Origin of the sequence: Pseudofrankia coriaricola, assembly GCF_001854805.1 — a bacterium.
Classification (GTDB): Bacteria; Actinomycetota; Actinomycetes; order Frankiales; family Frankiaceae; genus Pseudofrankia.
In genome coordinates this window covers 1-13,455 of record NZ_MBLO01000002.1, presented here as the reverse complement: position 1 = coordinate 13,455, position 13,455 = coordinate 1, and the positions used below count along the sequence as shown (strand labels likewise).

At 72.6% G+C, this 13,455-nt stretch carries 11 protein-coding genes; 6 read left to right on the top strand and 5 right to left on the bottom strand.

The genetic code is table 11. The features are described from left to right. Positions 1–4 precede the first annotated feature (4 nt). From BCD48_RS00490 to BCD48_RS00480, 3 genes are all read right to left on the bottom strand, one after another. Positions 5–1,732 (bottom strand): urease subunit alpha, encoded by a 1,728-nt coding sequence (locus tag BCD48_RS00490; protein ID WP_071046221.1) that lies wholly within the window; start codon positions 1,730–1,732, stop codon positions 5–7. A gap of 103 nt (positions 1,733–1,835) precedes the next feature. After that, on the bottom strand, positions 1,836–2,180 hold the full coding sequence (locus tag BCD48_RS00485; RefSeq protein WP_083417977.1) for an urease subunit beta: 345 nt from the start codon (positions 2,178–2,180) through the stop codon (positions 1,836–1,838). 482 nt (positions 2,181–2,662) lie between these two features. Then, entirely contained in the window at positions 2,663–2,965 is a 303-nt protein-coding gene (locus BCD48_RS00480; RefSeq protein WP_071046220.1) for an urease subunit gamma, read from the bottom strand. Between the two features lie 351 nt (positions 2,966–3,316). Here BCD48_RS00480 and BCD48_RS00475 point away from each other — a divergent pair, with 351 nt between their 5' ends. The 5 genes from BCD48_RS00475 to BCD48_RS00455 all read left to right on the top strand — a co-directional run bounded on the left by BCD48_RS00475 (position 3,317) and on the right by BCD48_RS00455 (position 9,399). Further along, a complete protein-coding gene (locus BCD48_RS00475; RefSeq protein WP_071046219.1) occupies positions 3,317–4,414 on the top strand; it encodes an ABC transporter substrate-binding protein in 1,098 nt (365 codons plus the stop codon). Between the two features lie 343 nt (positions 4,415–4,757). Beyond that, entirely contained in the window at positions 4,758–5,648 is an 891-nt protein-coding gene (locus BCD48_RS00470; RefSeq protein WP_071046218.1) for an ABC transporter ATP-binding protein, read from the top strand. A 16-nt stretch (positions 5,649–5,664) separates the two neighbouring features. Continuing rightward, positions 5,665–6,522 carry an ABC transporter permease gene (locus BCD48_RS00465; RefSeq protein ID WP_071046217.1) on the top strand — a complete coding sequence of 286 codons (858 nt, stop codon included), beginning with the start codon at positions 5,665–5,667 and terminating at the stop codon, positions 6,520–6,522. Further along, positions 6,519–7,424 (top strand): ABC transporter permease, encoded by a 906-nt coding sequence (locus tag BCD48_RS00460; RefSeq protein ID WP_083417976.1) that lies wholly within the window; start codon positions 6,519–6,521, stop codon positions 7,422–7,424. The genes BCD48_RS00465 and BCD48_RS00460 overlap by 4 nt, the downstream gene beginning before the upstream one ends. Positions 7,425–7,782: 358 nt before the next feature. Next, positions 7,783–9,399: an adenine deaminase C-terminal domain-containing protein gene (locus BCD48_RS00455; RefSeq protein ID WP_241841410.1), complete on the top strand. Its 1,617-nt coding sequence runs from the start codon at positions 7,783–7,785 to the stop codon at positions 9,397–9,399. Positions 9,400–9,516: 117 nt separating this feature from the next. Here the strand turns inward: BCD48_RS00455 and BCD48_RS00450 are convergent, their stop codons facing one another. After that, entirely contained in the window at positions 9,517–10,743 is a 1,227-nt protein-coding gene (locus BCD48_RS00450; RefSeq protein WP_083417975.1) for an ATP-binding protein, read from the bottom strand. Between the two features lie 229 nt (positions 10,744–10,972). Further along, positions 10,973–12,088: a Rieske 2Fe-2S domain-containing protein gene (locus tag BCD48_RS00445; protein WP_083417982.1), complete on the bottom strand. Its 1,116-nt coding sequence runs from the start codon at positions 12,086–12,088 to the stop codon at positions 10,973–10,975. 407 nt (positions 12,089–12,495) lie between these two features. Here BCD48_RS00445 and BCD48_RS00440 point away from each other — a divergent pair. Next, positions 12,496–13,455 (top strand): FAD binding domain-containing protein (locus tag BCD48_RS00440; protein WP_071046213.1); only part of this gene is annotated, 960 nt, incomplete at its 3' end.

The following is a 13,455-nucleotide window of genomic DNA, read 5'->3' as shown; positions in this document are numbered from 1 at the left end:
TCGATCAGAACAAGAAGTAGCGCTGGGCCATCGGCAGCTCGCGGACCGGGTCGGGCTCGATGGCCTCGCCGTCGATCGTGACGGTGAAGGTGTCGGGGTCGACGCGGATGTCCGGGGTGGCGGTGTTGCCGGGCATGTCGGCCTTGCCGCGGGAGCGGACGTCTAGAACCGGGACCATCGGGGTCGCGAGCTGGAGCTTCTCGGCCAGGCCGTCCTCGATCGCGGCGGGCGCGACGAAGGTGAGCGACCCGGCGGCGGCGGGGCCGCGGGCGGCGCCGAACATCGGGCGGGGGAGCACCGGCTGCGGGGTCGGGATCGAGGCGTTCGCGTCGCCCATCGCGGCCCAGGCGATGAGGCCGCCCTTGATGACGACCGACGGGCGGACGCCGAAGAACGCCGGCTCGTAGAGGACCAGGTCGGCGAGCTTGCCGGCCTCCACCGAGCCGATCTCGCCGTCCAGGCCGTGCGCGACGGCCGGGCAGATCGTGTACTTGGCGACGTAGCGCCGGGCCCGGAGGTTGTCGGCCCGGCCGTCGCCAGGCAGGGCACCGCGGCGCTTCTTCATCACGTGCGCGGTCTGCCAGGTGCGCAGCACGACCTCGCCGATCCGGCCCATCGCCTGCGAGTCCGAGCCGATCATCGAGATCGCGCCCAGGTCGTGCAGGAAGTCCTCGGCGGCGATCGTCGACGGCCGGATGCGGCTCTCGGCGAAGGCCAGGTCCTCGGGGATCGACGGGTTCAGGTGGTGGCAGACCATCAGCATGTCGAGGTGCTCGTCGAGCGTGTTGACGGTGTGCGGACGGGTCGGGTTCGTCGACGAGGGCAGCACGTTGCCAGCCGTGACGACGGTGATGATGTCCGGCGCGTGCCCGCCGCCCGCGCCCTCGGTGTGGTACGCGTGGATCGCCCGGCCGGCGATCGCGGCCAGCGTGCTCTCGACGTAGCCGGCCTCGTTGAGCGTGTCCGAGTGCAGCGCGACCTGCACCCCGGCCGCGTCGGCGACGCGCAGGGAGGCGTCGATCACGGCCGGCGTGGTGCCCCAGTCCTCGTGCAGCTTGAACGCGGCCGCGCCGGCCCGCAGCTGCTCCCAGAGCGACTCCTCGTTCGTGGTGTTGCCCTTGCCGAGCAGGACGACGTTGACCGGCCAGTCGTCCAGCGCGGACAGCATCCTGGCCAGGTTCCAGCCGCCGGGGGTCACCGTCGTCGCCTTGGTGCCCTCGGCCGGGCCGGTGCCGCCGCCGATCAGCGTCGTGATGCCGGCGCCGAGCGCCTCGGGGACCTGCTGCGGGCAGATCAGGTGCACATGGCAGTCGATCGCGCCGGCAGTCATGATCTTGCCGTTGCCGGAGATGACCTCGGTGCCGGGGCCGATCACCAGGTCCGGGTGCACCCCGTCCATCGTGTCCGGGTTGCCGGCCTTGCCGAGAGCGACGATCCGGCCGTCGCGGACGCCGACATCGGCCTTCACCACGCCCCAGTGGTCAAGCACGATCACGCCGGTGATGACCAGGTCCGGCGCTCCCTCGGCGCGGGTGGCCCGGGCCTGGCCCATCGACTCGCGGATGACCTTGCCGCCGCCGAAGACCGCCTCGTCGCCGGTGCCGGCGCCGCCGGGCCCCCGGCTGAGGTCCTCGGTGACCTCGATGAACAGGTCGGTGTCGGCGAGCCGGACCCGGTCGCCGACCGTCGGTCCGTACAGCGCGGCGTACCGCGACCGGTCCAGCCTGGCCATGCCTGACCTCTCTGCTTCTCTTCTGCTTCTCTGCTTCGCTTCTATGCGCTACGTGGGACGAGACGGCCCGGCGTCGACGAGAGGGCCGGGAGGGGCCCGCCGGTCAGGCCGGCGCGGTCGGGGCCGCGTCGCGTTCGTCGAGCCTGCCGGCCCACTCGAGGCGCAGGCCGGGCACGTCGCGCGCGCCGGCCAGCGGCACCAGGGTGACCTCACGCTCGATCCCGGGCTCGAAGCGGACCGCCGTGCCCGCGGGCACGGCGAGCCGATGTCCCCAGGCGGCCGTCCGGTCGAACCTGAGCGCCGGGTTCGCGGCGGCGAAGTGGTAGTGCGAGCCGACCTGGACCGGCCGGTCGCCCGCGTTGCGCACCAGCAGCGTGATGGTCGGGCGGCCCGGGTTGATCTCGATCGGGTCGTCGTCGTGCAGGACCTCGCCGGGAATGATCGGCATCCGCGCTCCCTGTGTGGCGTGCTGGCGCTGGACGCGCCGCCCTGCCTGTCGGACGCTGAGCGTCCTCCCTGCGTGGTGTCGGGTACCTGTGTATGGCCGTGGTCGAGGTGGTGTCGGCCTGGGACGGGGTTGCGTTGGCGCTGCGCTGAAGGCGCTGTCACCTCTTGTGGCTGCTTCGCGCGTTCTGGTCGCCTCTGCGATGGTCGCCCATGAGAGAAGCGAAGTGGCGGCATGAACCAACCGCTCGGGTTGGTGACGTTCAGCGGCGGGTGACCGTGTGGGCGCGGAGGCGTGCCTCGTGGAGGCCCGGCCCACGAGCGAAGCGTGGTGCCCCTGTGAATGCTGTGCCTTTGGGCTGGTGACGTCACAGCGGCAGGCGACCGCGCTGGGCGCGGAGGAGGACGCGGCGCGGAGGTCCCTCGGGAGCGAAGCGAGTGAGGGGCCGGAGCGCCGCGCCCGGACGGAGCGAACCATGAGCACAGTCACGGGATCGGGTGGTGAACCGTGACGAGCTTGGTGCCGTCGGGGAAGGTCGCCTCGACCTGCACCTCGGCCAGCATCTCCGGGATGCCGTCCAGGACGTCCTCCCTGGTCAGCACCGTGCGGCCGGTGGCCATGAGCTCGGCGACGGTGCGGCCGTCGCGCGCGCCCTCGAGCAGGAAGGAGGTCAGGATCGCGACGGCCTCCGGGTAGTTGAGCCGCAGGCCGCGGGCCCGCCGCTCCCTGGCGAGGTTCGCCGCGACATGGATCAGCAGCCGTTCCTGTTCATGCGGGCTCAGCAGCACGGCGCCAAACCTAGGGCCGGCAGATGACGGCGGCGTAACACCGATCGCCGGCGCGTCGCGCCCGGACGCCCCGGTGACCCACGACCGCCCTTTGGATGATCGAGATCTGTCACTCTCCGTCGCGGATCGGGATGTCCGCTCGCGGTCGGTACCTGCCGGCGAGCTCGTATGGGCCGGTCGGGGGCTCCGGGGTCCAGCCAGGTCCGTCACAAAAGGGGCGGAGTTACCTGCTGTTCACAAAGGGGCGATGGACGCGATACGACCGCTTTCTAACGTCCGGGGAACCGCCCGGGTGGGCCGGACGTGCCGGCGGTGGGGATCTCAACCCTGGGGCGATGCGATGGGGGTTCGGTGACAACTGGATTCGATAGGCGGGGCTTCCTGCGGCGTGGCGCGGGCGTCACGGTGGGTGCCGCGGCGATCGCGGTGGGCGGGAGCGGCCTGCTTGCCGCCTGCGGCGACGACGACTCGGGGACGACGGCGGCGACCACCAGCGGTGGCGCGGCGTCGTTCGGCAAGCTGGACTACCGGCTCTCCTGGATCAAGAACGTCGAGTTCGCCGGCGCGTACATCGCCGACCAGAAGGGCTACTACAAGGCGGCTGGCTTCTCCGAGATCAACCTGATCGCCGGTGGCCCGAGCGCCACCCCGCAGGACGCCGACGTGGCGACCGGCAAGGCGTTCGTCGGCATCTCCGCGCCGGACATCACAGGCAACGCGATCCTCCAGGGCGCGCCGCTGAGGATCATCGGCGCCCAGTACCAGAAGAACCCGTTCGCGATCATGTCCCTGGCGGACAAGCCGATCAAGACGCCGCAGGACATGATCGGCAAGAAGATCGGTGTGCAGGCGACGAACGAGTCCGTCTGGACCGCGTTCCTCACCGCCAACGGCCTCGACGCGTCGAAGATCGAAAAGGTGCCGGTCGAGTTCGACCCGACGCCGCTCACCACGGGGCAGGTCGACGCCTGGTTCTCCTTCGTCACCAACGAGCCGAACCTGCTCAAGGTGAAGGGCGTCGACACCTTCACGTTCCTGCTCGCGGACTTCAAGTACCCGCTGGTGTCCGAGACCTACATGGTCACCGAGGACACCCTGAAGAACGACAAGGACAAGATCAAGGCCTTCCTGACGGCCGAGATCAAGGGCTGGGCGGACTCGATCCACGACCCGTCCATAGCCGCGAAGTACGCCGCCGAGATCTACGGCAAGGACCAGGGCCTCGACGCGGCCGAGCAGACGCTGGAGTCGACCGCGCAGAACGAGCTGCTGCTCACCGACGACACCAAGAAGAACGGCCTGTTCACGATCACGCCGACGCTCATCGAAGAGAACATCGCGACGCTGAAGCTGGCGAAGGTGGACATCACCGCCGAGCAGCTTTTCGACACCAGCATCATCGACGAGATCTACAAGGAGAACCCAGCCCTGATCCAGCTGCCCCTGTAGACGGCACCGGTCGGATCTACAACGCAACCGTGCGGCGCCCAGGCGTGCCTCCGCGGAGGCCCGGCCACGAGCGGAGCGAAGTGGCTCCACGAACACCGCGGTTTCGGGTTGGCGACGTTGCAGCGGCGAGCAACCGAGCTGGGCGCGGAGGCGCGCCTCCGCGGAGGCCCTCCTACGAGCGAAGCGATGTAGGGGGGCCGCCGCGGAGGTCGCCGTAGCGCCCGTGAGCGGAGGAGGACGGCGCGCGGAGGTCCCGTGGGAGCGAAGCGAGTACGGGGCCGGAGCGCGCCGCCCGSACGGAGCGAACCAGCAACACGGTGCGAACCAGAGAAACAGGAGTGACATGAGCGCTTCCGCCACGCCCACGCCGGAGCCCGCCGTCGACGAAGCGGGAGTCACGCTTGGCAAGGAGACGGCCGGCGTCGCGCCGGCCGCCGCCGAACCGGCCCCGGGGTCCGGGGTGAGCGTGGTGGCCCTGCGCAAGGAGTTCCGCCTCGGCCGCCGGTCGGTCGTCGCGCTGGACAACGTGAACCTGTCGACGACGGAGGGCTCGTTCCTCACCCTGATCGGGCCCTCCGGCTGTGGGAAGTCGACCGTCCTGCGGATCCTCGCCGACCTGGAGGCACCGACCCAGGGCGAGGTGCTGGTCCACGGCGAGCCGCCGTCCACGGCCCGCCGCAACCACCATCTCGGGATCGCCTTCCAGGACGCGGCCCTGCTGCCGTGGCGGTCGGTCGAGGCGAACATCCGGCTGCCGCTGGAGGTCAGCGGCGCCAGGACGGACAAGAAGGTGATCGCCGACCTGATCGCGCTGGTCGGTCTCACCGGCTTCGAGAAGGCGCGACCGGCGCAGTTGTCCGGTGGCATGCGCCAGCGGGTCGCGATCGCCCGCGCTCTGGTCGTCGAGCCGAAGGTCCTCCTGCTCGACGAGCCGTTCGGCGCCCTGGACGATATGACCCGCCAGCGGCTCAACTTCGAGCTGCTGAGGATCTGGACGGAGCGGGCGACGACCACCCTGCTGGTCACCCACTCCATTCCCGAGGCGGTCATCCTGTCCGACAAGGTCGCGGTGATGAGTCCCCGACCGGGGCGGATCGCCGCGATCGTCGATATCGACCTGCCGCGCCCGCGTACTCCGAAGATGCTGCGCACCCCCCAGTTCCACGAGCTGCACGACCAGCTGTCGAGCCTGCTGTTCTCCGGGCAGGGCGACGAGGGCGTGCAGGCGGCGTGACGGCGGCGGTGCGGAGATGACCACGTTTCAGGACACGTCGGCCGGCGCGGTCCTCGGTCCGGGGGGCGATGGCCCCGACCAGCCAGGAGGCGCCGACCGCGCCCGCTCCGGTGGCGCGCCGCCGTGGCTCGGTGGCCTGGTCGGCACCGTCGCCGTGATCGCCCTGTGGTGGGTGCTCGCGGTGACCGTGTTCGAGCACGGCGGCGCCGTGCCGACACCCTGGGAGGTCCTCAAGGACCTCTGGACCGACCGGAACCTGTGGCCGAGCCCGGTCAGCTCCACCGTTTGGATCGCGTTCAAGGGCTACCTGATCGGCAACGGCCTCGCGATCGGTCTCGCCGTCCTGTGCTTCGGGATCCCGGTCGTCGACCGGATCGTCCTGCAGATCGGGGTCGCGTCGTACTGCCTGCCGATCATCGCCATCGGACCGATCCTCACCACGGTGTTCGACGGCACGACGCCGCAGACGGCGCTCGCCGGGATCTCCGTGTTCTTCACGACGCTGGTCGGCACGCTCGTCGGCCTGCGCTCCGCGGACCAGACGACCCTCGACGTGATCCGGGCCAGCGGCGGCGGCCGCTTCGCCCAGCTGCGGTACGCCCGGCTGCGCGCGGCCCTGCCGAGCACGTTCACCGGGCTGCAGATCGCGCCGCCGGCCGCCGTGCTGGGCGCGATCATCGGCGAGTACCTGGGTGCCGACAAGGGGATCGGGATCACGATGATCGCCTCCCAGCAGGGGTTCAACGTCCCCCGTACCTGGGCTCTAGCGCTCATAGCTTCCGCCATCGCCGGTATCGGGTATGGCATTACCTCGCTGGCCGCCCGGCTGCTCACGCCGTGGGCGCCGCGCGGCAACGTCGGAGGTGCATCGTGACCACGGCCGCCGCCCCGCCCGACGCTGGGACCAAATCCGAGCCCGCACCGGCCACGGCCGTCGCGCCCCCGGTGGAGGAACGCGCTCCCGGCTCGCTGATCCTGGTCACCGCGCTCGTCCGGCTCGGCCGGACCTTCGGGTCCGTGCTCGCGTCGGTCGTCGTGATCCTTGTTCTCTGGTACGCGTTCCTCAAGGTGTTCGACCTCAGCCCGCTGGTCGCGAAGTCGCCGAAGGACGTCTATCACTATCTTTTCACCGTCCCCAAGGCACCGGACAACCGGCACGCGATCTTCGATGCCCTGATGTCGACACTCGGCGACGCCCTGGCCGGCTATATCGCCGGAACGGTCGCCGCCATCGTCGTGGCGGTGCTGTTCGTGTTGTACCGGCCCGTCGAGCAGGCATTCATGCCGGTCGCGATGGTGCTGCGCTCGGTGCCGCTGGTCGCGATGACGCCGATCATCACCCTGGTTTTCGGCCGTCATCTCGCGGGCGTGACGGTCATCGCGGGGATCGTGGTCTTCTTCCCGTCCCTGGTGAACATCGTCTTCGGCCTGCGCTCGACGCCGCGCGCCGCCGCCGACCTGGTTACCGCTTACGGGGGCTCCGAGTTCACGGTGCTGCGCAAGGTGGCCATTCCGAGCGCGCTGCCGTCGCTGTTCGCCTCCGCGCGTATCGCCGTCCCGGGCGCCATCATCGGCGCGCTGCTGGCCGAGTGGCTGGCCACCGGCAAGGCGCTGGGCTACTACATGCAGCACGCCCAGCAGACCTTCAACTATGGCGGCGTCTGGGCGGCGGTCATCGTCATCACCGCGGTCAGCATCGCCATCTACGGCGTCGTCGGCATCATCGAGACCGTCGTCCTCGCCCGCTACGGCCCGGCGCCGTCCCGCGGTAAATGACCCCGCTTCCCGGCCGTTCCGGGCCGCAGCGCACGTAACCATCAGGTTTCCGGGCTCCTCAGACCACCCGAAAGGGGCGGGCCCGGGCGCGCGTGAACTGGATGTCCCACCCGCATGCGCCCCACTCGTTTAGCGGTGGGCCCGCGCGCATGTGAAGTGGCGCACTTCGCTCCAGCCGTGTTTGGTGGGCCCGGCGCGCCCCAGTGTGACGGTTGTGTTTCGGCGCACTTAATGCTTGGCAGCAATCGGTGACTGTGCCGTACTCGCCTGCGACAATGATGGCGGCGGCCGCCGTTTGGGCATGCCGGTGGCCGGACCCCCGACGTCGAGCCTCGCTCGACCCCCTGCGGAGGTGAGCGTGTCGACTCCTCGGGGGTTGGCGGCCGGATGGCCGGGCTCGGGTCTCGTGGTAGGACCCGCACCGAAGCCAGGCGCGGTGGCGGGCGGCCACGCGGTGGCGGAGACGCCCGGTGTCGTCGGCGGGAACGGGCTGGGGCCGAGCGGCGGGGAGCTCGCGCGGCTGCGGCGCGTCGCCGTCGGCGAGGAGGACGCCGACCTGCTGGTCCACGGCGGGACCGTCGTCGTCGTGCAGACGGGCGAGCTGCTGCGCCGCGACGTCGCGATCGTCGGACGGTTCATCGCCGCCGTGACCAGGCCGGGCGCGCTCGCCGGCCGGCGCTCGCTCGACGCCTCGGACCGCTACCTGGTCCCCGCCTTCGTCGACGCCCATGTCCGGCCGGAGCGGACGCTGCTGATGCCGGGCGAGGCGGCCCGGCTGCTGGTGTCGCGCGGGACGGTGACCGTGCTGACCGACCCGTCCGGGCTCGTCGCGCGCTGCGGGCCGCGCGGCGCGGGGCTCGCGACCACGACCGGCACGCCGCTGCGCGTGCTGACGCGCCGTCCCGGCGCCGCCGGCCCTCCCACCGCGGACCTGCTGCCGGGGGAGCGCCCCGGCGCACACCGCACACTCGCCGACCTGGTCGGATACGGCCAGCTGGCCTGCGCCGTGCGGCGCGGGGTGGTGGCTGGCATGCCGCCGGCGGAGGCGATCCGCCGGGCCACGTTCGCGCCCGCCCGCCGGCACGGTCTCGACCACGTGCTCGGCGCCATCTCACCGTCGCACCTGGCCGACCTGCTCATCGTCTCCCAGATCGGCGGCATCGAGCCGCCCGACCTCGTCGTCGCGGGCGGGCGGATCGCCGCCGGCCAGGGCCGGCCGCTGTTCGACAACTCCGACCTCGTGCCCGGCTGGGCCGTGGACACCGTGCGCCTGCCGGTGAACCTGCACGTCGGCTCGTTCGCGGCGGCGCGCTGGCCCGGCCATCCCGTGCCGCTGCCACTCGCCGTGGAGATCGTGTCACGGCTGTCCGCGCCGGTGATCTCCCAGCGACCGGCCGGTCTGCCCGGGCTGCCGCCGGGCCTGCCCGTCGTGCCCGGGGCGCCCGGGGCGCCGGGGATCGCCCCCGCGATCCCCGAGCTGCAGCCCGCGACGGTGCTGCCCGCCGGCGAGCCGTCGCCGCGGCACGTGCGGGTCGAGCCGGCGGTGCGGGACGGCCGGATCGTCGCCGACCCTGAGCACGACCTGCTGAAGGTGGCCCTGGTCGACCGGTCAGGCGCCCACGAGCCGGTGCGCGTGGGCCTGGTGCGTGGCGTCGGGCTCACCAGCGGCGCCGTCGGCGTCACCGTCACCGAGCCGCCTGGCGACCTGCTGCTCGTCGGCACCAACGACGCCGACATGCTCACCGCCGCCCGGGCCATGGAAGGCATGGGCGGCGGTTTCGTCGTCGTCGACCGCGGCTGGGTGCAGGCCGCGTGCCCACTACCGGTGGCCGGCATCGTCAGCGACGCGCCCTGGGAGGCGGTCGACGGCCAGCTGGCCGCGGCCGACGCCGCCGCCACGGCGATCGGCTGCCGGCTGAGCAGCCCGCTGCAGACCCTCGCGGACCTCGGCGTCGCCCTGTACGTCCGGCCCTGACGCTTCTTCTGCGTCGACCCTCCGCGGGGTCCCCGCCCATTGGCTATTGGTCGCGGCGGGCGGAACGTGCCAGCAGACGCCGAGCCCCTGCTTAGCCGATGGGTGGGGGAGGAACCGTCAGCTGGCTGCCTCGGCGGCCGGCGGCTTGTCGTCGGCCGAGGCTGGGTCTGGGGCCGGGGACGGGCTGGCGGCGGCGGCCGCCGCCGGCTCGCGAGCGGGTGAGTCCGCCGCGGCGACGGCTTCGGCGGAGTCGCGCAGCGCCCCCTCGGAATATCTGGACAGCATCCAGGAGCGCCGCGGGGTGGCCGCGTCCTGGATCTCCACCAGGCCAGCCCGCACCATGCGGAACAGCGACCGGCGCGCCTCGGTCTTGGAGACGGCGAGCATCTGGGCGACATCCTCGGTCCGCAGCCGAGGCTGCCGGCGCATCCGGGTGATGATCTGTAGCTCCGGCAGTGACAGCGGCCGGCCGCCGAGCTCGTGGCTGAGCACGAAGCGGGCGAAGCCCAGGTCGGGGCGCCCGCCGGGGAGCACGACGACGACCGCGTGCTCGCCGCTGCGGCCGTGGTCGGGCGGGGCGTGCCCATGTCGCAGCTGCTCGCGCCAGATATGGCTGATGCCCCGGCCGGTGCGCGTGACGATGCCGGCGCGGCGGAACGCGTCCGCCAGCAGCGGGTTGCGCGGGCTTGGAGGGGCGGTCAGCAGGCTCTCGACGGTGATCCCGGCAGGCAGGCCGGACGGGTTGGAGACGACGATCTGGTCGGCCGACCACTGCACGTGCACCGCGCCGGGGGCCGTGTAGTCGCGATGGATGAGCGCGTTGGCCAGCGCCTCGCGAAACGCGCTCTCCGAGTACACCGGCACGCGCATCCGCACCAGGTCGAAACGCACCTCCCGCATGGGGTTCAGCGCGCGGAACCGGGCGAGGAACTCCTCGACGAGCCGGAACAGTGGCCAGCGCAGGAACACGTTCGTGCCCGTCGCCAGCCCGTCGACCCGGTCGAAGACCTGGATCGCGGCCTCGTGGGTGGGCGCGAAGCGGCGCAGCGACTCCGGGCGACCGAACAGCAGCAGGCCCGCGAGAAGGATCTCCACCTGCTCGGCGCCCGGGGCCGCGGCATCGGAGTCGGCATCGTCGGCGTCGGCATCGCCCGGCGCGGTGCGTACGACGCCGAGCTCGCGCGCGAGCGCGAGGTCATCCAGCAGGGCGAGCCGCTCGTCGGCCTTCTCCCGGTAGGCGCCGACGAGGCGGCGCAGCCGGTCGAACTCGACCGGGTCGAGATCGTCCCAGGTGGCGCCAGGCACCACCCGTCCGGTCACATCGACCGCGCCGGTTACCAGCATGCTTCTTCCAGGCCCGCGGCCGGGCGTGTCGCACTCAGCGCTTCGCACGTCAATATCGTAGGGACGATCAGTGGTCTGCGCGCCGCTTCCGCGCTGTCGGCTAGCGGCTACTGCCGAGCCCTCGGCTAGCGGCTACTGCCGAGCCGGGCCCGCGATCGCCCCTCGAGGGCCAAAGGAGGTGCGAAAATGTTCTTCCTTCGCACCTCCGGCGGCCCCGTCCCCAGGAGAACTAACGGGCGGCGCGGGTGGGCGGGCGGCGAGGCGCCCTGGTGTGGCGGCCGTCGGTGTCGGCGGCGCTCGCGCCGGGACGGCGGGGGTAACGGCCCGCGCGGGTGACGAAGGCGGCCAGCACGCGGCGCAGCGCCACCCCGGCGGCGTCGGCGCGGATGCTGACCTCCTCGGCCAGCTCCCCGTCGCCGCTGATCAGCGGCAGGCCGTCCAGGGTGAACTTCTCCTGCAGCGCCAGGTCCTCGTCGAGGATCTCCTGCTCGAAGCGGGCGGCCTCGGCCAGACGCGCCGCGTCGCCGCCGAGGTCGTCGCGCAGCAGCCGGGTGTAGACCCTGGTCGCGCCCTCGTCCTCGGGCTGCAGACAGAAGTGGATCGCGCTGCTGATCCCGGCCTCCGGGTATTCGAGGCGCAGCCGCAGCATGAACGGCGGGCGGAACACATAGGTGGACACGCGCCGCTGGATGAGCGGCCGAATCCCGGCGGCCACCCCGGGATCCTCGGGGTTGGCGACCTCCTGCTCCATGGTGACGCAGAAGCCGTCCCCGTCCGCGTCGACGCGATACGGCGGCACGACCATGTCCTCGCCCGCGCCGATCGTGCCCGCGTGCACGAACGGGAAATGCGCGGTGTCGAGGAAGTTGTCGGCGAGCAGGCCGGCGGCGGCGGTGGTGCGCGACGGCTCCAGCCACACCGAGCCGAAGGCGTCGTCCGCCTCCTCCGGGAGGTCCATGATCTCCGAGAACGGCTCGTCCGGGGCCACCCAGAGCAGGCCGTGCCGCTCGGTCACGCCCCAGGCGGCCGTGGCGTGGGCGCGGCGCGGGGCGGGTACCCCTGGGCCGAGCGCGGGCACGGCGACGCAGTCGCCGCCGGCGGCGAACCGCCAGCCGTGGTACGGGCAGACCAGCGTCGCGCCGTCGACCCGCCCGGCGGACAGCGGCGCGAGCCGGTGCGGGCAGCGATCCTCGAAGGCGGTGACGGCGCCGTCGAGCCGGGCGAGCACCCAGGGCTCGCCGAGCAGGCACACCCCGAGCGGCTCGTCGCCCAGCTCCGTGGAGCGGGCCACCGGGTGCCAGCCGTGACGCAGCGCTGGATCCGTGTTCGTCAGACGGCGCGACACGCTCACCTGCCTCCTTGCCCTCGTCATCGCTGTCCTGTCACCGGCGTTCGGCCAACGGCCGAGCGGCCCATCCCGGCTGGTCGGGGCCGGCCGGAGATGGGCTGGCCTTCCGCACATCATCCACGGTCCCGGGCCGCGCCGGCCGCTAACCGACGTTCAGTGATGTAACACGCTGTGAGCACTCCCGGTCGCCTCTGGCAGCCCACGCGCAGGCGCTGGCCTGAACACGCCCGTAACCTGCGGGTCCTATCGTCGACGGGCGAACGGCTCGTGCACGTAGGCGTCGTTCGCGCCGCTCGCGCTGGTCAGAGACCCGCGGCCAGTGCCGGCGACGCGCCAGGCCACCGGCTGCCGGTGGCGTGGCTCCTGCGCATGCTTACAGAGGGTGACGGCGGGAGGCTGGCCAGGTGACAGGCACCACGGCCGCGCTGCACAGGCCGGGCACGGTCGGAGAGGCGGTCCGGATCCTCGCCGAGGCCGGCGACGCGGAGCTGCTCGCGGGCGGCACTGACCTGGTCCCGGCGCTGCGCGCTGGCACTCGCCGGCCGCGCGCGATCGTGGCGCTGCGCCGCGTCCTCGAGCTGCGCGCCCGGGGTGCCTGCGCGGAGGCGCTCACCATCGGCGCAGGGGTGACCTACGCCGAGCTCGCGGACTGGGCACCCGCGCCCGGGCTCGCGGCGACCGCCAGGGCCGTCGGCTCGGCCCAGATCCGCAATGCCGGCACGGTCGGCGGCGCGCTCGGCTCGGCGAACCCGCGTGGCGACCTGCTCACCTTCCTGACCGCCGCCGGCGCTGACGTGCTGACCTGCTCGGCGCGCCGCGGCCCGCGCACCACACCGCTCGACGGCTTCCTCGCCCAGGCCCCGGGACGCGGCCGCGGCGAGCTGGTGACCGCGATCCGCGTCCCGCGCCCCCGGGGGCCGCAGGTCTTCCTCAAGATCGGCGGCCGGCAGGCCGCCTACCCGGCGCTGGTGTCCTGCGCGCTGGTCGTCGACCGGGCCGGCGGCCGGGTCAACTGCGCCGTCGGCGGCGTCGCCTCGATGCCGCTGCGTGCCACCGAGGCCGAGAGCCTCGCGACGGCCGAGATCGACTGGGCGTCCCAGGGGCGGGACGAGGCGGCGTGGGCCGCCCTCGCGCGTCGCTTCGGCGCGCTGGTCGCCGACGCGGCCCGCGCCGCGCCGGCGCAGCTTCCGGAGGGGCCGCGCGACCCCGCGGCCTACCGCTGGCACGCGGCCGGGGTGCTGGCCGGGCGGGCGCTCGCCCGCTGCCTGGCCGGAGGCGGTCGGTGGGATGACGCGTCAGCCGAAGGAGGAGCGACAATGCTTCACCTTCGCTCCTCCGGAGGCGGTCGGTGGGATGACGCGTCA